Raw genomic sequence first — 16,830 nt, forward strand, 5'->3', positions numbered from 1 at the left:
CCACCCAACACCTTCGAGTGTGCTCCAGGGCAAATCCGGTCTCCCCGGGCGCGGCCAGCCACCGCTTCCCGCCCCCCGCGGTGGGCGGGAAGCGGTCACACCTGCACGAGTTGCGGTTCCGGTTGCTGCACGGGCGCGGTCCGGGGATTCCACATTCTGGTGGTCCGCAGATATCCGTAGATCACGGAGGCCATCGCCAGAAGGAGAGTCGGTCCGAAAACCCAGGGATAACGGGCCATCTCCACCGGCAGATAGCGGTACGACACCACGAGCACGGTGAAAACCACGGAGCCGTAGACGACCAGCGTGACTCCCGCCCGGTCCCATCCTCGGGCGAAAGCGCGCATGGTCGCCTCGACTGTGAGCGCGAACACCACGCCGGCGACGAGGTCCGCGCCGTAGTGGTATCCGAATCCGAGCGTCGCCGTGAGCGTGCCGACCAGCCAGAAGGTGCCTGCGTTGCGCAGGAGCCGTGAGCCCTCGCGGGTGTGGACGAAGAGCGTGGTGGCCCAGGCCGTGTGGAGGCTGGGCATGCAGTTGCGCGGGGTGATCTCGTCGAACGGAAACGCCTGCGGGGCACCGGTCGACAGCGGGGTCTGCGGCCACAGGTTGGCCGCCGCCCACTGCCCGCCTTCGGCACCGTAGGCGAAGACCGGCCCGACCACCGGGAAGATCATGTAGACGATGGGTCCGACCAGACCGACGGCCAGGAAGGTACGCACCAGATGATGGGCCGGGAAGCGGTGCTCCCGGGCCACGTTGCGCAGTTGGTAGAGCGCGAATACGGCTGCCGCGAGCGGGAGCTGGCCGTAGACGAGATGGAGGGCGTGGTAGCCGATCGGTCCGGTGGCCTCGACGAACCGGCCCATCACCCAGGACGGGTTGCCCAGCGCGTGATCGGCCGTGGCCACGTACGCGTCGAGGACGGACGGACGGGTCTCCGACGTGATCATCAGCCAGGTGTCGCCCGTCTTGTGACCGGCCACCAGGAGCAGGCCCAGCCCGACGCCTTTCAGGAGCAGGACGCGTTCCTTGCCCGTGCGGCGGGTGACGGCGATGAACGCATAGCCCAGAATCACCCACAATGCGCCATTGCCGAACATCATCTTGGCGTCGACCACCCAACGCACCAAGAAGAAGACGACGTCGATACCGGCCGCGATTCCCAGCGAGATGAACCGTTGCCGCCAGGGGAGGACGACCATCATCAATGCCAGGCCGGCGTACAACAGAGGGCCTGAGGTGGGAGTGAATATCACCTCCCGGGCCTGGTTCGTGATCGGCCCCGGCATGCCGTAGTGACGCGCGACAATCTCCATCGCGACGAGAAAGCCGAAGGTCACCACACCTGCGACGGCCCACAGAATCACCCGTGACCGACGCCGCTCGTCCAATTCAATTATGTTGTTTATTCGTGAAATTGCTCGGGATGCTATAGATATCAAGTGTTCGGCCGATTTGTTTAGGTATTGGTCATCCGGCTCACCCTTCGCGCTAGACAGCGTGTTCTTCTAGTGAAGGACGGACGATCAGGGCAATCGTCGTGAGTTCGATCATGCTATGAGCGTTACGGGTGGGTTTCAAGGGTCACAGCCGGTACAAAGGTCGACAGATCCTGTGCACGACAATCTGCCGGGGCGACCGAAAGCTGCCACTCTGTCTGTAAATCACCCTTCGACGCTCAGGGGTTTTCATGGCGCGGACAGATACGAAACCTAACGCGAAACTCGGGCCGTGGAGCCGGTCATGACCGGCTCCACGGCCTCCGGCGGCCACTACGGAGAAGATCTTTTCGAGCCGGAAAACCCTCAGGAGGCCGAGCGCATCGACGACGCCGCCCTGGTCTACGACCCTGTCACCACGGGCCGCCTACGGGCGCTGGGCGCCGGACCGGGCAGCCGCTGCCTGGAGGTGGGAGCCGGGACCGGGACCGTGGTCCGCTGGCTGTTGAAGGAGGCGGGAGCCGCGGAGGTGGTCGCGCTGGACCGGGACACCAGCGGCCTGGAAACGCTCGCGGGCCCGCGGGTGCGATTGGTCACTACCGATCTCAGGGACGAAAATCTGGACCTGGGCACCTTCGACCTCATCCACGCCCGGTTCGTTCTCATGCACCTGCCCGAACGTCGTCAACTCGTCTCCCGTCTCGCCCGTCGGCTGAACCCGGGCGGCTGGCTGGTGCTCGGCGACGCCGTGGAGGTGCCGAATCCGCTCGACTCCTCGTCGGCCTACCGGCGGACCATGGACGCCATGTGGCAGGCGCTGCGGACGACCATCGGCACCGACACCTCCGACATCCCTGCTTATCCACACTTCCTGAGAGAGGAAGGACTCCAGAACGTCGCCGGCGAACTGGTCTGCCCACCCCTGGTCGCGGACGGACCGCTGGCCCGCTTCTGGTCCGAGACCTGGAACCGGATGCGCCCCGCCCTCGAGGAAACCGGACGCGTCGACTCCGCCGTCATCGACGAGGCGGTGGCCTACCTGGCCTCACCCCGCCTCGCCGAACTCGGACCCGGCATGATGATCGCCTGGGGCCAGCGCCCCTGAGCCCTGCCAGGCTCTCGCGCGAGCGTCGGTCGTCCTCACGTCTGCCGGGACGGTTCGTACGCCTCGGCGGCGAGGCCGAACGTCCACGCCACGCCCTCCCGAGCCGTACGAGTCGTCGGCGGGACGCGCAGCCAGTACGTACGGCTCGTGCCGTCGGGCTCGGGTGTCGAGTTGACGACCTCGACCATGACCACGTCCTCGTCCCCGGCCAGTTCGACCCGCCACAGCACCCCCGTCTCGTCACGGTGGACAGGAACGGCCCCCGACTCGTCCAGGTACCGGTCGTAGCCGTAGTACTCCAGCATCACCCGGCGCAGTTCGGCGTTCTCCTCGCCGCGGATCCGCTCGGGCGTCAGCGCGGTGAGTTCGTCGAGGAAATCCCGTGGGACCGGCATCCCACGCCACGCGTAGAGCTCGAAGCCGTCCCCGTAGCGCAGTGCCGGCCCGTCTCCCCGGTCCAGGCGTCCGGCCTCGTCGCGGTGCAGGCTCAGCGGCCGCTCGCTGATGACCGCCACCTTCTCGTACGGCCACCACCAGCCGGCGTCGCGCGCCACCGCCGCGATCCCGGCCAGCGCGCTCGCTCCGTCGGGTTCGAAGGCGCACAGCCATGCCGCGTCGTGCTGGCCCAGCGTCGCGTCCAGGAGCAGCAACCGCACCCGGCTCTCCTCGTCCCGGTCGGCGGCGAGGTCCTCGACGATGCCCGCACGCACCCGGTCGGCCAGTGTGCGGGCCGACTCCCACAGGGCCGCCCCCGTGGCCCGCCAGTGTCCGCTCCACCCCTCGGGTCCCAGCCGTTCGTGGGCTCGCGCGCGTTCCGCCGCCCAGGGCCCGGCGACGACGGCGCCGCGGACGCTGGGGCCGGTGTCCCCGAGGACCGCGCCGTCGACGGGCGCCGTACCCATGAGCATGCGTACGGCCTCATGCGGTGACCGTGCCCAGACGATGCGCTCGGGCTCGTCCAGCCCCGCGTTTCGATAGGCGAGCCTGACGCCGTCCTCGGCCGCCGCCCGGTCACCCGCCCCCGTCCGGGTCGCGGTGGCACGCCAACTGCCCTGTTCCATCACACCGTTCCTCTCCGATTTCCTCCGTGCCCGAGCGGCACGGCACCCGCGACGCCACCCGGTCCCGCCGTCGAACGCCCGGTCCACACCCCGGTGCGCACCGCTCCGCACCCCGGGCCGGGACCACGGGCAAACCCGTCAGTCGGCGACGATCCGCACCGAGCCCGGCACGTACTCACGCTGGCGGATCACCCGGTACCAGCCCTTGTGGAGCGAGATCGCCCCGTGCTCCTCGTGCACGACCCGCGCCCCGTCGGGAACGTGCAGAAGCATCGGGCCGAACACCCCGCCCTCCCGTATCAGCCGCCCCGGACCGATCACGGCGTGGGCGTGCCCGGTGACTTCGCCGAGGGCCAGCACGAGTCGTCCGCGGCCGTCGCGGGGTTCGGACGCCGCGTCGCGGGCGTGGTCCGGCACCGCCGTCTCGTCCAACGGCACGATCAGCACGTCTCCTTGGCGGAACATGGGTCTCCCTCCCGGCACGGCACGGGATGTGCCATGGGAAAAACCGTAGAGGCGACCACTGACAATCGGTCTCCGGACCTGGCGCACCCCTGGTGACCAGGTGTCATGTCCTCGATGGCAGGTCGCCGGACCTCGGTCGGACCGCTCGGGGCCGTATGTCCGACGGTCGTTCACCCGCGTCCCGTCCACAGGTGCCGACCCGGCTCGCCGCGATGTCAGTGGGGCTTGGTAGAACTCGTCTGTCTGGGTGCGGACGGCGCGCTCCGGACTCTCCGCCACGACCGTCGATCCACCGCAATGAGCACGAAGGAGCGGGCGCGCATGACCATCAACAGGCACCTCGAGGAGTTCCACGGCCTGCCGGCCTTCACCTTCCCGGACGCCGCCGACAAGTCGCCCCGGGCCACATCGCTTCCCTCACCCGAATCCGTCGCCTGGCGCATCGCCGTGGAGGCCTACGAGAGCCAGGAGGAGTGGGAGGACGCCTTCGCGCGCTTCCTGGCCGCCGTGGACACGGAGCAAGTGCGGGCGCTGATCGTCGGCGCGTGGAGCGATGTCTACGACTCGTCTCCCCACGCGGTGATCGAAGCGCTGGTCGCCGCGCGCGACCGGCTGCCCGCGCTGCGGGCCCTGTTCCTCGGCGACATCGTGATGGAGGAGTGCGAGATCTCCTGGATCGTCCAGGGTGACGTGTCACCCCTTCTGGAAGCCTTCCCCTCCCTGGTCGAATTCGGCGTCCGCGGCGGCAACGGCCTGGTCTTCCCCGCGGTCCGCCACGAGCAGTTGCGCACACTGACCATCGAGAGCGGCGGCCTGCCCGCCGAAGCAGTGCGCGGCATCGCCGCCAGCGACCTGCCCGCCCTGGTGGGACTCGACCTGTGGCTCGGCACCTCCGAGTACGGCGGCGACGCCGATGTCGCCGACCTGGAGCCGTTCTTCGCGGGCACCCGGCTGCCCGGCCTGACCCGTCTCGGTCTGCGCAACAGCGAGATCCAGGACGCCATCTGCACGGCGCTCGCCTCGGCCCCCGTCGTGGCGCGCCTCACGCACCTCGACGTCTCCATGGGCGTGCTCACCGACGACGGTGCCACGGCCCTGCTGTCGGGCCAGCCGTTGACCCATCTCGAGGCGCTCGACCTGCACCACAACTACCTCAGCGCAGGCGTACGGACGCGCCTGCTGGAGACGCTGGAGCCCGCCGGTGTCGCGGTCGACGCCGACCGGGACGACGCGGACTCCGACGAGGAGGAGGACGGTACGGTCTGGCGTTTCGTCGCGGTCGGCGAGTAGCCGCGGCCGGCGTCGGAAGAAGGAACGAGGAGGCGGGATGGACGGGTTGCGGCCGAACGGCGTGCCGGTGAAGTGGGCGGTCGTCGCCAACGGGGAGAACCGCCGGGTGGCTCTGTTCAGGACAGCGGCCGAGGAGGCGGGCTGCGGCACGCCCCGCGTGGTCGAGTGGCGGGACGTGCTGCGGGACGGCGGGCACGACTTCGCGGACGACGAGGTCGTCCGGCTGGACTCCCCCGGCGAGAACGCCGAGGTGGACCGGCTGTTGCGCGGCATCGACGAGCCGACCAGGGTGGAGGGTTCAGCGCGCTGGTACGCGGGTTTCCTGGACGGTGTGGGTTCGCTGCGCGGAGGCCGGCGGCTCGACGACCCGGCGGATCTGGCCGTGCTCTTCGACAAGAGGCTGTGCCACGCCCGTCTCGACGCGGCGGGTGTGCCGGTGCCGCAGTCCCCCACGTCCGGAAGCCTGCGTGCCGTGGAGGGTTGGAGCGACGTCCGTGACCTCATGGCGGAGGGCGCGCTGCGGCGGGTCTTCGTCAAGCTCGCGCACGGTTCGTCCGCGTCGGGTGTGCTGGCCGTCGAGACGACCGCCTCCGGCCGGATCCGGGCCACCACCTCGGTCGAACGCACGGCGGCCGGCGACCTGCACAACTCCCTGCGGATCCACCGCTACACGGACGAGGCGCAGATCGCCGCGATCGTGGACACGCTCGCGCCGGACGGACTGCACATCGAGCGCTGGCTGCCGAAGGCCTCGCTCGGCAGCAGGTCGGCCGACCTGCGTGTCGTGGTCGTGGCCGGGCGCGCGACCCACGCCGTGGTGCGTACGAGCCGCTCGCCTCTGACCAATCTGCATCTGGGCGGGGCGCGGGGCGATCTCGCGGCCGTCCGCGCGCTGGCCGGTGACCGGTGGGTGGAGGCCCTCTCCATCAGCGAACGGGCCGCCGCCTGCTTCCCCGGCACTCTGTGCGTGGGCGTCGATCTGCTGCCCGCCGTCGGCTGGCGCCGGTTCGCCGTCGGGGAGGTCAACGCCTTCGGCGACCTGCTCCCCCGCCTGACCGGTCTGCCGGGCAGCGGCGCGGAAGGCCTCGACACGTACGCCGCGCAGGTCACGGCGATCCGCTCCCTCTCCCCCGAACACTTCCCCGTACGACCGGCTCCCCCGCTCGACACACCTGCCAGGACAGCACATGCCCCAGCCTGATCCCGACCGCACACCGGCCATGCCCCCTTCCGCCCCGGAGCCGGCCGGGACGCCGGACATGAACGAAGTGGTGGGCCGGGACGACCTGCTCCTGCTCACCCTCGACACCCTGCGCCACGACGTGGCCGTCGAACTCGCGGCGGCCGGCCGTCTGCCGAACCTGACCGCGCATCTGCCCGGCGGCACCTGGGAGCGGCGGCACGCGCCCGGGAACTTCACCTACGCTTCCCACCAGGCCATGTTCGCGGGCTTCCTGCCCACCCCTGCGGCACCGGGACCGCACCCGCGGCTGTTCGCGGCACGGTTCGCGGGCAGCGAGACGACGGCGGACCGCACGTTCGTCTTCGACACCCCGGACCTGGTGTCCGGCCTCGCCGCACACGGTTATCGCACGGTGTGCATCGGGGGCGTCGGCTTCTTCAACAAGCAGGGCGCACTGGGCGGCGTACTGCCCGGACTCTTCCAGGAGAGCCACTGGGAGCCGGAGTTCGGAGTGGCCTCGCCCACCTCGTTCGAGGCCCAGGTCGCGCGGGCGGAGAAGGTCGTGGCCGAACTGCCGGCAGAGCAGCGGCTGTTCCTGTTCCTGAACGCGTCGGCGCTGCACCAGCCGAACTGGTTCCACCTGCCCGGTGCCACCCGCGAGACCGGGGACAGCCGGGTCACCCACGCCGCGGCCCTCGAGTACATCGACACTCATGTCGGACGGCTCTTCAGCGCGATGAGCTCACGCCGCCGCTGCTTCGCCATCGTCTGCTCCGATCACGGCACCGCCTACGGGGACGACGGCTACACCGGCCACCGTCTCGGTCACGACTGCGTGTGGACCGTGCCCTACAGCCACTTCTTCCTGGAGCCGACCGTATGACGCTCGCCCCCGCGGCCGCCCCGACCGGCCTGCCACGCCCGTACCAGAGCTACACCTACGCCTATCCCCACAAGACCGCCTACCGGCCCCTCGCCCCGCGCCCCGCGCTGAAGGACCTGTGGACGGGCGAGTCCCGGCGGTCGCTGTCGCTGTACCTGCACATCCCGTTCTGCGAGATCCGCTGCGGCTTCTGCAACCTGTTCACCCGGATCGGCGCTCCCGGTGACCTGACGGGACGCTATCTGGACTCGGTGCGGCGCCAGGCCGCCGCGATGCGCGAGGCACTCGGCGACGAGGAGACGCCCCGTTTCGCCAACGCCGCGTTCGGGGGCGGCACGCCGACGTTCCTGGAGGCCTCCGAGCTGGAGCGGCTGTGTGACATCGCCGAGCAGGAGATGGGCGCCGACCTCCGCGCGATCCCGCTGTCCGTGGAGGCCTCGCCGTCCACGGCCACGGCCGACCGCCTGGCCGTGCTGGTGGAGCGGGGCACCACGCGTCTCAGCCTCGGGGTGCAGAGCTTCGTCGAGGAGGAGTCCCGTGCCGCCGTACGGCCGCAGCGGCGCTCCGAGGTGGAGTCGGCGCTCGGACGGATCCGCGAAGCGGCCGTCCCGGTCCTCAACATCGACCTGATCTACGGCATCGACGGTCAGACCGCGGCCGGCTGGCGCCACTCGCTGGACGCGGCCCTGGCCTGGCGGCCCGAGGAGATCTACCTGTACCCCCTCTACATCCGTCCCCTCACCGGCCTCGGCCGGCACACCGACGCGCGGACGGCCGACCTGGAGTGGGACGAACAGCGGCTGCGCCGGTACCGGGAGGGCCGCGACCACCTGCTGGCACACGGCTACGAACAGGTGTCGATGCGCATGTTCCGGCGCGCGGACGCCCCACCGCAGGGACCGGACGACTACGCCTGCCAGACCGACGGCATGATCGGCCTCGGCTGCGGTGCCCGTTCGTACACCTCCACGCTGCACTACTCCTTCGACTACGCGGTGTCGATGCGGGAGATCCGCGGCATCATCGACGACTACACCGCCACCGAGGACTTCTCGCACGCGCTGCACGGCCGCCGTGTCGACGAGGACGAGGCACGGCGCCGGCATCTGCTCCAGTCCCTCCTCCAGGCCGAGGGCCTGCCCGTAGCGGACTACCGGCTGCGCTTCGGATCGGATCCGTACGACGACTTCCGGTCCGAGATCGGCGCACTCGCCGCACGGGGATGGCTCGCGGACCGGGACGAGGACCGGCTGCGTCTCTCGGCGGAAGGACTCGCCCACTCGGACGCGATAGGCCCCGAGTTCTTCTCCCCGGCCGTTCGGGACGCCATGGCCGCCTACGAGACGAAGTGAGGCTCCGGTGGACCTGACGATCCTGTACCGCGGCCCGCTCGCCTCCTGCGACTACGACTGTCCGTACTGTCCGTTCGCGAAGCGCCGCGACACCCCCGCACAACTGCGGGCCGACCGCGCGGCGCTGGAACGGTTCACCGCGTGGGCGGGAGAGCAGCGCGAGGACCGGCTGTCGGTGCTGTTCACCCCGTGGGGCGAGGGGCTGGTCCGCTCCTGGTACCGCCGCGCCCTCGTGGAACTGTCGCACCAGCCTCACATCAGGCGTGTGGCCATCCAGACGAACCTCAGTTGCCGCACCGACTGGCTGGAGGCGACGGACCGGGAGACGGTGGCGTTGTGGTGCACCTACCACCCGGGGCAGACGCCGCACGAGCGGTTCGTCGCCAAGACCCGGCGGCTCGGTGAGCTGGGCGTCCGCTTCAGTGTCGGCATCGTCGGTCTGCCCGAGCACGCGGAACCCGCGCGCAGACTGCGCGCGGAACTCCCGGAGCACGTGTACCTGTGGGTGAACGCCGCCGAAGGACACACCTATACGGACGGACAGGCAGCCGAGTGGACCGCGCTCGACCCGCTCTTCCCCTTCAGCCGCCACCCGCACCGGTCGGCCGGCCTGCCCTGCCGCACCGGCGAGTCGGTCATCTCGGTGGACGGCGACGGAAAGGTGAGCCGCTGCCACTTCGTCCGGACCGAACTGGGCCGGCTGTACGACGGCTCCTTCCGTGCGGCGCTCGCCCCGCGCCCCTGCCCCCTGACCGCGTGCGACTGCCACATCGGCTACGTGCACCTGGAGACTCTGCCGTTGTACGACGTCTTCGCGGGCGGCGTCCTGGAACGCGTGCCGCGGGCGCTGCCGGACCGGGTGCTGCTTCCGGTCCTCCCCGCGACCGGCTCGCTCTGAGAGCCGGGCTCGCGGTGGCGGTCGTCCGGTCCGGGTGGTGTCAGCCGTCGCGCCTTCGGGCGACGTAGACGGTGTTGGCGGCGGTCCCGCCTTGAAGCGGATTGTCGAAGTCCACGACGTGTGCCGCGGTGTCCGTGAAGACCTCCGCGAGCACCGAGCCGAACTCCTGGTCCGGCGGGTCGTTCGACCACAGTGCGAACACGCCGCCGGGTTGGAGCAGTTCGGCCAGTGCGGTCAGACCGGTCCGGGTGTAGAGGACGGCGTGGTCGGGGTGCAGCACATGGCGGGGCGAGTGGTCGACGTCCAGGAGGATCGCGTGGAAACGGCGGCCGGGGGTCTCGGGGTCGAGGCCTCGCGGCTCGCCGGTGGTCATGGCGAAGAAGTCTCCACGCACCAGCCGGCACCGGGGGTCGGACGCCAGGCCCGCGCCCAGGGGTACGAGCCCGCGCCGGTGCCAGTCGATCACTTCGGCCAGCGTGTCGACGACGATGAGCGAGCGTACGCGCGGATCGTCCAGAGCCGTCCTGGCCGTGTACCCGAGGCCGAGTCCGCCCACCACGACGTCGAGCGGGGCCTCGGGCAGTTCCGCCAGACCGATCCGGGTCAGCTCGACCTCTCCCGTGGTGAAGAGGCTGGACATCAGGTACTCGTCGCCGAGCTTCACCTCGTACACGTCGTCGCCCGACAGCGGATCCCTCCGGCGGCGCAGGCTGATCTCGCCCATGGGCGTCGGCCGCCAGTCGATCTCCTCGAAGCGTGCGCTCATCCGCTGCTGCTCTCCCGGTCTCGTCCCGCCGCACCGTCCGGCTCGGGTCCGATGCTTGGGAGGATCTTCACACGGAGCGCTTCCGACAGGGGGTCAAACGGTCGCACCACACCGGAACGAGTCTGTCCGCTCCGTCGTACACGTCCAGGTCCGGGACCTGCGGGGCCCTCAGAGGGTCAGCACGGGGCGGACGGAGAAGTCCTCGCAAAGGTCCTCGCCCTCGGGGCCGTAGACGAATTCGACCATGCTGGGGTTGCGGTTGGCGGTGGCCAGGGGCAGCCATGCCAGCAGGGTGCCGTAGCCGCCGCACACCGACTCGCCGCCGTCACCGCCGTGGACAGCGGTGACGTCGCTCGTCAGTTCCGTGCTGTACGTGTCATAGGTGATGCGCAGGCCGAAGGCGTTCGGCTCATTGTGCGGCCCTGTGCGGTCCCCGTACGGAATGCGGTCCAGCGGGCACTCGTCGCCCCATCGGAACAGCGTGCCGGTGCCGGCGCCACAGGCGTGTTCCCACTCGTCGGACGTGGGCATACGCAGGCCACGAGCCGCGAGTTCCGCCGGCGTGTCGGCCGGAAGCTCGGTCAGCTTCTCGTCCTCCACGGCCATGAGCACGGTGGCCAGTGTGGCGCTTCGCCGGGGGCTGAGAGTCCGCCTGAGGTAGGCCCGCAGATCGGGGCCGACACCGAAACCGGCCTCAAGGCTCCGCGCGTAGTCGGCGGTCTGCTCGGCCGTCGGCTGCCACGAGTCGAGGTCGAAACCGACCTCGACCGTGCCGCCCGGTATCAGAGCGAAGTCCTGAGCGTTCCGCTCGATCCGGACACGATGGAACGGGGATCCGAGGTGCTCGGCAGTCTCGACCACGGTCACACGACCACCCACCAGGTCGGCTGCATCTTGGGCGACTCCCCGCGCGGTCCGCAGGTCGAACGAGCGCCGGTGGTCAAGTGTGAGATCGGCGAGAGACATGCACCGGAGTGTGCCACGGGGGTCTGACATCGCCCGGGGTGAGGCAATGGGGCTGCTGGTGTGCGAGAGCGTGTGCTCACCAGCAGCCTGGCGACGAGGGCGGCGGGGCTTCTACTCCTCGGTGCGGGTGGTGCCGGCCACGGGCTCACCGGAATCGGACGTTGATGCCGGTGCCTTGCCCACGTCACGGCTTCCCGCCAGCCGCAGTGTCACCAGGGCCGTCAGCCCCGCGGCGATACCGAAGGTGAGGACGGCCGGGGCACCCGCGTCGAGTTGGGTGATCAGGGACACCGGACCACGCACGACGAACGCGCTGTCGAACGCTATGTGCACCACCCGGCCGGCCCACAGCGCCAGGACGGTCGCGCAGACCCCGCCCAGGGCCATCGCCGGTGCCGTGGTCCGGGTGAGCAGGCCGGGCAGCAGCCGCAGCGCCCACCAGACCACGACGAGCACAAGCGCGTCGGCGGCCCGGTACAGCAGCCAGTCGCCGATGGGCGTGCTCGCCGGACTCGTCCAGCTGCCGAGCAGCAGCCACGCGCGCAGCAGTTCGCCGGGCTCGGACAGCAGGCCCGCGCCGTCGAACGAGGTCTGGATCCAGGCAGCCACGGACTGGTACGAAAGGACCACCAGCGACAGTGCGATCACCGCGGTTCCCGCGCTCGCGGCCAGGCGGGCGGCACGCGGGGGCACGCTCTGCCTGGGCGACGGCTCGTCGCCCTTGGCGGTGACCCGCGCGACGAGCACGGATACGAGTGCGGCCACCAGGCCCGCGAGCACGGTGACCGGTCCGCTCGACACGATCACGGACGCCAGTCGCGGCAGCAGCCGGAAGCTCCCGTGCCCGTACGACGCGATCAGCCACGGCGCGGAGACGGTCACGGCCAGCATTCCGGCCATCGGGGTCCAGGCCCACAGTCCGAGCACCGTGGCCGGGGTACGGCCCTGCGTGGGCGGGATCCTTCGGATCAGGATCAGCGCGCCGGCCAGGAAGAACGCGAAAACTGCCACGAATCTGATCTGCATCGCGGTGGTGTACAGGTCGGCGTAGTGGGAGCTTCCGCCGAACGCCGCGCCTCCGCCCGTGGACCCCTCGGCCAGAAGCGCCGACGGAGGGTCGTACGACCAGGGTGCCAGCCACAGCCGGAGTTCGCTCACGGACTGGGCGTCGAACACGCTGGTGGCGCCGCGTAGTTGAAGCGCTTGCGCACTCTCCCCCGCCCACCACAGCAACAACGTGACCAGCAAACTTCCGACCAGTGCCGGTATCACCGCGCGCCGATACGTCATGTGCGTTCCCCCGCCTCTTCCCTGCGTCCATGGGTGTTCCAACCAGCCGCAGAATAAGGGGTGTTGATCGTTCCCCGTTCTGCACCCAACCCATGAGAACGCGGCCGAGGGCATGGGCCACGCAATGAAGGAGACCGGGCAGGTCCGGTCACGCCCCCACCGCCATATCTCGCTCGCACCCGAGCGGCGAGGCGGGGCACTATCGACCGAACGCAAGCACTTCAGAGGCCGGGGAGCGGCCGGCAGGGGTGTCACACCTCGAACGCCCGATCCCGTAGAGGAGTTGTCGACCACCATGACGCGCGAGCAGGGCACCAAGGGCGAAGTCCACGTGTTGTGGCACGCTCGCCACCTCGCCATGGACGAGGGCGGGCGGATCGTCCATCAGGATCCCGACGGAACCATGCACCTGGATGAAGAGGAGTGGCGCCTCGTCGGCGTCTACACCACCGAAGCGGCGGCGGAGGCGCAGCGAGAGGCTTCGAAGGGGCTGGCGGGGTTCCGCGGCGAGCCCGACTGCTTCGAGATCTCCCCTCTGACGCTCGACGAGGATCTGTGGACCCACGGGTTCGTCACCGAATTCCCGGACGGGACACACCAGGACTGAACCACCTCGTTCCTCGTCCGACCCGGCACACGAAGGCGTGAAGTGAACCAGACCGTCTATCTCCTGGTGCACAGGCACCGCATCTCACTCGAACCCGACTCCGTCGCCGCCGACTTCCTGGAGGACGGAGAACCCTTGTTCTGGGACGACAGCGAGGACGACTTCAAGATCCTCGGGCTGTACTCGACCAGGCGACTGGCGGAAGAACGGGTGGAACGGGCGCGATCCCTGCCCGGGTTCAGACGTTCCCCGGACTGCTTCTTCGTGCATGAATACACGCTCGACGACACCCGCTGGCCCGACGGCTTCCAGGTCGGCGAAGACGTCGGAACGAGCGAGAACGGGTGAACAAGTCGTACGACAGGAACGGTAGTTGTCAGAGACAGAGAGGGTCAGGCACCTGACCAGGAGCCCTCGTGAAGGTCAGACGTCCGCCACCAGGAGTCGATAGCCGACGTCGATGGTGTCGAGCGCGAGGAGATCGGCTTGACGCCGGTGCCAATGGCCCGTCGCGAGGTCGTCGGTGAGCGCTGCCAGGCCCGGAGCGAGAACGTCCTGTCCGGTCTGGGCGAACATGGAGATTCCGGCGCGCACTTGGGGGTCGAGGTAGGCGTGGGGGCGGCGCCAGTACGCCGCGCCGAACCCGTCCGTGCAGTCGTGCGGGACATGAACGGGCTCCTGACGTGCCCCGCCGAGCAGTGTGGCCAGCCGGTCGATCGGGACGGCTCGGGTGTCGTCGAACGCCGCGGCCTGCGGGAGGTATTCGCGTACGAGCCAGAACTTCTCGCGAAAGATCTCCTGGTCCCAGGTCAGGATGACGATACGGCGGCGCGCGACCCGGCGGAGTTCGGCGATCCCGGCCGCGAGGTCGGTCCAGTGGTGGACGGTCAGCAGCGCCATGACGGCGTCGGCGGCGTTGTCGCGCAGCGGAAGACGCTCGGCGACCGCGCACACGGCGGGCGCGGACCTTCCTGGGCGCTGGGCGATCATGATCTGGCTGGGCTCGACGGCGAGAACCGTCTGCTCCGGCTCGTAGGAACCGGTGCCCGCTCCTACGTTGATCACCGTCCTGGCGTCCCCGAGCGCGGCATGCACCTGCGTGGCAATCCGCGGATCCGGCTGCCGGGTCCGGCCGTACGTCGCGCCGAGCGTGTCATAGATGGCCATGCCCCTCAGTATGCGAAGAAGCCGCCCTCACCGGGCCGCCGCCCGGGGAACTGGCGGTCTTGCGGAAACGGGGATCGGCGCTACGGTCCGCGCCCGCCGTCCGAGGAGGGACGGGCACCGGCCGCGGCATCGAAGCCTCGAAAGATATCTTGTGCGGGCCCGGCCCCGAGCAGACGAACCCGTGTTGCCGGGACGGCCCAGGAGGTCGCATGAGCGAGTCGTACTCACCCGTCCCCGAACTGAACCTGCTCAAGGAGTTCGGGGACCGGCTCGGTCCCGTGTACTACTCGGAAGGCTTCGAGCTGTGCGAGTACGGCGGGGACGCCGGACTCCACACCTGGTCGGAGGATGCCGAGTTCCTCAGCCGGTTCATCCCCTTCGCTCAGGCCAACGGCACCGGCTCCCACTACGCCCTGTGGCGGTGCGACGATCGCGCCGACCTCGCCGCCTTGCCCGTCGTCTTCGTCGGCGACGAGGGCGACCTCTACGTGATCGCGCGGGACCTCAGGGAGCTGTTCCGGCTTCTCGCCATCGACAGCGAGCCGGTCTCGGAAGGGTTCCTCGATCCGGACATCGTCGAGGAACACAGCGAGGGCCACACCGAGTTCCTCGCCTGGCTGGACCGGACGTTCGGGCTCGGACCGCCGGAGGATCCGAACGCGCTCCGGGAAGCGCGCAAGGAGCACGACGATCGGTTCAGGGCCTGGGCAGGTCGTTTCGTCGAGTCGGGCGACGGCTGACGGACGCCCACGGCCGGCCGGCTCCGGGCTCCGGGCTCCGGGCTCCGGGCTCCGGGCTCCGGGCTCCGGGCTCCGGGCTCCGGGCTCCGGGCTCCGGGCTCCGGGCTCCGGGCAGATCTTGTCGAGATCCTGCCCGGCTGCAAGGCCTGCTGCGTACGGCGAAGGCTCCGCGCGTCAGTCGGTGGCCGCCGGGCGTTCGCGAGTGCCGAACAGGCGACCGTAGGTGTCGTGTACCGCGGTGCGGCCGGCTTCCAGCGCGGTTTCCAGCAGGTCACCCTCGCTCGCCAGCCGGCCGACGGTCGGCGATTCCGGTGCGGGGCGGATCGAGACGACGGCCTCGTGGTCGGTCAGGCGGGCGTCGTCCTCGGCCAGGCGTGTTTCGCGGTCGAGGAACACCTGCCGCAGGGCCGCGGGTTCACGCCGCAGCACCGTCTTCGCGATCCATGGAGCGGAGCGGGACGGCCGGGCCACATCGATCGCACGCCGCGATCGCAGCACCATGACGTGGGTCGCCCCCTGAGCCAGCGCGGTTCGGTAGGGCACGGATTCGGAGACGCCCGCGTCGTAGAACCGGCGTCCGCGCAGCGTCACCGGTTCTCCCGCCAGGAGTGGCAGGGAGGCACTCGCCCGCAGTGCGAGGCGCAGTTCCGCGGCGTCGTCTATGAAGGGCCGCAGGTCGGTCGATTCCCCGGTCTCGGCGTCGGTTGCCAGTGGGTGGTACTCGATGTCGCTCGCGAGGATCGAGGCGAAGTCCATCGGCGCGCAGTCCTGGTCGCCGTAGCGGTAGAGCACCTCGTAGAAGGCGTGCAGGTCCACGAGCGGCCTGCCGCGCAGTGGGTTCGAGCGCCGGATGAGCGTCCGGGCGTACTTGGGAACCGCCCAGAAGCGCAGCGACTCCGGACTCGTGCTCAGCAGCCACGCGGCGGAGGCGGCACCGGCGGAGGCACCGTAGACGGCGTCGAAGCTGTTGGTCAGTCCGAGTTCGTGGAGGGCCAGGGCCATCCCGCCGGCGATGATGCCGCGCATCCCGCCGCCCTCGATGGCCAGAGCGACGCGGTGCCCGTCGGCGCGCGCGCCGGGGCGGCTGCCGGTTCGCGCGCGCTCGGTGAGCACGCCCCAGACCGGGTGCGGCTCCTCGGGCTCGGACGTGGCGGCAGAGGTCGTGGCGGTCGTCGTCATCGCGGTCAGGGCTCCAGGGGACAGCTCGGGGGTGGTTTCTGCGCGCAGCGCCCGGGGACGGCACAGCACGAGCGCGCCCGCCACCCGGGGTCATGGCCTGGCTGACGCTGGGCGGCCGCCGCTCGGCCGTGCGGGCGGCGACAGTCCCGCCGCCGCCACAGGGTGTGGCAGCACCGTCCGCCCAGGCAACCACTTTACCAGCGAACAGCCATTCACTAGCCGATGGCTAGCCAAATGAGGGCACCGCATCCGGACAGGGACCGAACGAGCGCGAGTGACCGGCTTGGCGGTCCGCCCGCGCTACCGGCCGCAGACCCTCACGCCGGTGGACGCGTCATCCTGACAGCGGATGGACGCGTCGCCCTGGCCGTGGACGGTCGCCCAAGGCTTGACGTCGGTACCGTCGCCGAGAAGTGTCTGGTTGCGGCGACGGCTT

The 16,830-nt window shown here is 70.1% G+C and carries 17 protein-coding genes; 9 read left to right on the forward strand and 8 right to left on the reverse strand.

The window, feature by feature from the left end; genetic code table 11:
- Positions 1-95: 95 nt before the first annotated feature.
- Positions 96-1,367 carry a phosphatase PAP2 family protein gene (locus OG780_RS03405; protein ID WP_328457856.1) on the reverse strand — a complete coding sequence of 424 codons (1,272 nt, stop codon included), beginning with the start codon at positions 1,365-1,367 and terminating at the stop codon, positions 96-98.
- A 379-nt stretch (positions 1,368-1,746) separates the two neighbouring features.
- Between OG780_RS03405 and OG780_RS03410 the strand changes: the two genes are divergently transcribed.
- On the forward strand, positions 1,747-2,547 hold the full coding sequence (locus OG780_RS03410; protein ID WP_328444501.1) for a class I SAM-dependent methyltransferase: 801 nt from the start codon (positions 1,747-1,749) through the stop codon (positions 2,545-2,547).
- Positions 2,548-2,582: 35 nt separating this feature from the next.
- Here OG780_RS03410 and OG780_RS03415 read toward each other — a convergent pair whose 3' ends face one another.
- A complete protein-coding gene (locus OG780_RS03415) occupies positions 2,583-3,611 on the reverse strand; it encodes a DUF6745 domain-containing protein (RefSeq protein WP_443062096.1) in 1,029 nt (342 codons plus the stop codon).
- A 135-nt stretch (positions 3,612-3,746) separates the two neighbouring features.
- Positions 3,747-4,073 (reverse strand): hypothetical protein, encoded by a 327-nt coding sequence (locus OG780_RS03420; RefSeq protein WP_328444505.1) that lies wholly within the window; start codon positions 4,071-4,073, stop codon positions 3,747-3,749.
- Positions 4,074-4,394: 321 nt separating this feature from the next.
- Between OG780_RS03420 and OG780_RS03425 the strand changes: the two genes are divergently transcribed.
- From OG780_RS03425 to OG780_RS03445, 5 genes are read left to right on the forward strand one after another with little or no spacing between them, the layout of a single operon-like run.
- Complete coding sequence (locus OG780_RS03425) at positions 4,395-5,363, forward strand: STM4015 family protein (protein ID WP_328444508.1); 969 nt, start codon at positions 4,395-4,397, stop codon at positions 5,361-5,363.
- Between the two features lie 37 nt (positions 5,364-5,400).
- Positions 5,401-6,564, forward strand: coding sequence for an STM4014 family protein (locus OG780_RS03430; protein ID WP_328444511.1), 1,164 nt, complete (start codon positions 5,401-5,403; stop codon positions 6,562-6,564).
- 58 nt (positions 6,565-6,622) lie between these two features.
- Positions 6,623-7,429 carry an STM4013/SEN3800 family hydrolase gene (locus tag OG780_RS03435; RefSeq protein ID WP_328457858.1) on the forward strand — a complete coding sequence of 269 codons (807 nt, stop codon included), beginning with the start codon at positions 6,623-6,625 and terminating at the stop codon, positions 7,427-7,429.
- Complete coding sequence (locus OG780_RS03440) at positions 7,426-8,781, forward strand: STM4012 family radical SAM protein (protein ID WP_328444513.1); 1,356 nt, start codon at positions 7,426-7,428, stop codon at positions 8,779-8,781. The genes OG780_RS03435 and OG780_RS03440 overlap by 4 nt, the downstream gene beginning before the upstream one ends.
- A 7-nt stretch (positions 8,782-8,788) precedes the next feature.
- Complete coding sequence (locus tag OG780_RS03445) at positions 8,789-9,679, forward strand: STM4011 family radical SAM protein (RefSeq protein ID WP_328444515.1); 891 nt, start codon at positions 8,789-8,791, stop codon at positions 9,677-9,679.
- Positions 9,680-9,719: 40 nt separating this feature from the next.
- Here the strand turns inward: OG780_RS03445 and OG780_RS03450 are convergent, their stop codons facing one another.
- The 3 genes from OG780_RS03450 to OG780_RS03460 all read right to left on the reverse strand — a co-directional run bounded on the left by OG780_RS03450 (position 9,720) and on the right by OG780_RS03460 (position 12,701).
- Positions 9,720-10,445 (reverse strand): spermidine synthase, encoded by a 726-nt coding sequence (locus OG780_RS03450; RefSeq protein WP_328444517.1) that lies wholly within the window; start codon positions 10,443-10,445, stop codon positions 9,720-9,722.
- A 168-nt stretch (positions 10,446-10,613) separates the two neighbouring features.
- Positions 10,614-11,411 carry a hypothetical protein gene (locus tag OG780_RS03455; RefSeq protein WP_328444519.1) on the reverse strand — a complete coding sequence of 266 codons (798 nt, stop codon included), beginning with the start codon at positions 11,409-11,411 and terminating at the stop codon, positions 10,614-10,616.
- A 111-nt stretch (positions 11,412-11,522) separates the two neighbouring features.
- Positions 11,523-12,701, reverse strand: a complete 1,179-nt coding sequence (locus OG780_RS03460) for a hypothetical protein (protein WP_328444521.1) — start codon at positions 12,699-12,701, stop codon at positions 11,523-11,525.
- A 295-nt stretch (positions 12,702-12,996) separates the two neighbouring features.
- On the opposite strand from OG780_RS03460, the gene OG780_RS03465 reads away from it, so the two are divergent.
- Both OG780_RS03465 and OG780_RS03470 read left to right on the forward strand, forming a co-directional pair.
- Positions 12,997-13,308, forward strand: a complete 312-nt coding sequence (locus OG780_RS03465; protein WP_328444523.1) for a hypothetical protein — start codon at positions 12,997-12,999, stop codon at positions 13,306-13,308.
- Between the two features lie 42 nt (positions 13,309-13,350).
- Positions 13,351-13,656: a hypothetical protein gene (locus OG780_RS03470; protein WP_328444525.1), complete on the forward strand. Its 306-nt coding sequence runs from the start codon at positions 13,351-13,353 to the stop codon at positions 13,654-13,656.
- A 75-nt stretch (positions 13,657-13,731) separates the two neighbouring features.
- On the opposite strand, the gene OG780_RS03475 is transcribed toward OG780_RS03470, so the two are convergent.
- Positions 13,732-14,475 carry a class I SAM-dependent methyltransferase gene (locus OG780_RS03475; protein WP_328444527.1) on the reverse strand — a complete coding sequence of 248 codons (744 nt, stop codon included), beginning with the start codon at positions 14,473-14,475 and terminating at the stop codon, positions 13,732-13,734.
- A gap of 209 nt (positions 14,476-14,684) precedes the next feature.
- On the opposite strand from OG780_RS03475, the gene OG780_RS03480 reads away from it, so the two are divergent.
- Positions 14,685-15,215, forward strand: a complete 531-nt coding sequence (locus tag OG780_RS03480; protein WP_328444529.1) for a hypothetical protein — start codon at positions 14,685-14,687, stop codon at positions 15,213-15,215.
- 174 nt (positions 15,216-15,389) lie between these two features.
- On the opposite strand, the gene OG780_RS03485 is transcribed toward OG780_RS03480, so the two are convergent.
- Positions 15,390-16,394, reverse strand: a complete 1,005-nt coding sequence (locus tag OG780_RS03485) for a patatin-like phospholipase family protein (protein ID WP_328444531.1) — start codon at positions 16,392-16,394, stop codon at positions 15,390-15,392.
- Positions 16,395-16,830: the final 436 nt, after the last annotated feature.

The sequence above is a fragment of the Streptomyces sp. NBC_00386 genome, from assembly GCF_036063235.1.
Classification (GTDB): Bacteria; Actinomycetota; Actinomycetes; order Streptomycetales; family Streptomycetaceae; genus Streptomyces.

What these genes read in the sequence shown, in the direction of transcription:
- OG780_RS03410 (WP_328444501.1), top strand. Translation starts at nt 1,747, where the DNA reads ATGACCGGCTCCACGGCCTCCGGCGGCCACTACGGAGAAGATCTTTTC.
- OG780_RS03420 (WP_328444505.1), bottom strand. Translation starts at nt 4,073, where the DNA reads ATGTTCCGCCAAGGAGACGTGCTGATCGTGCCGTTGGACGAGACGGCG.
- OG780_RS03425 (WP_328444508.1), top strand. Translation starts at nt 4,395, where the DNA reads ATGACCATCAACAGGCACCTCGAGGAGTTCCACGGCCTGCCGGCCTTC.
- OG780_RS03430 (WP_328444511.1), top strand. Translation starts at nt 5,401, where the DNA reads ATGGACGGGTTGCGGCCGAACGGCGTGCCGGTGAAGTGGGCGGTCGTC.
- OG780_RS03435 (WP_328457858.1), top strand. Translation starts at nt 6,623, where the DNA reads ATGAACGAAGTGGTGGGCCGGGACGACCTGCTCCTGCTCACCCTCGAC.
- OG780_RS03440 (WP_328444513.1), top strand. Translation starts at nt 7,426, where the DNA reads ATGACGCTCGCCCCCGCGGCCGCCCCGACCGGCCTGCCACGCCCGTAC.
- OG780_RS03450 (WP_328444517.1), bottom strand. Translation starts at nt 10,445, where the DNA reads ATGAGCGCACGCTTCGAGGAGATCGACTGGCGGCCGACGCCCATGGGC.
- OG780_RS03455 (WP_328444519.1), bottom strand. Translation starts at nt 11,411, where the DNA reads ATGTCTCTCGCCGATCTCACACTTGACCACCGGCGCTCGTTCGACCTG.
- OG780_RS03460 (WP_328444521.1), bottom strand. Translation starts at nt 12,701, where the DNA reads ATGACGTATCGGCGCGCGGTGATACCGGCACTGGTCGGAAGTTTGCTG.
- OG780_RS03465 (WP_328444523.1), top strand. Translation starts at nt 12,997, where the DNA reads ATGACGCGCGAGCAGGGCACCAAGGGCGAAGTCCACGTGTTGTGGCAC.
- OG780_RS03475 (WP_328444527.1), bottom strand. Translation starts at nt 14,475, where the DNA reads ATGGCCATCTATGACACGCTCGGCGCGACGTACGGCCGGACCCGGCAG.
- OG780_RS03480 (WP_328444529.1), top strand. Translation starts at nt 14,685, where the DNA reads ATGAGCGAGTCGTACTCACCCGTCCCCGAACTGAACCTGCTCAAGGAG.
- OG780_RS03485 (WP_328444531.1), bottom strand. Translation starts at nt 16,394, where the DNA reads ATGACGACGACCGCCACGACCTCTGCCGCCACGTCCGAGCCCGAGGAG.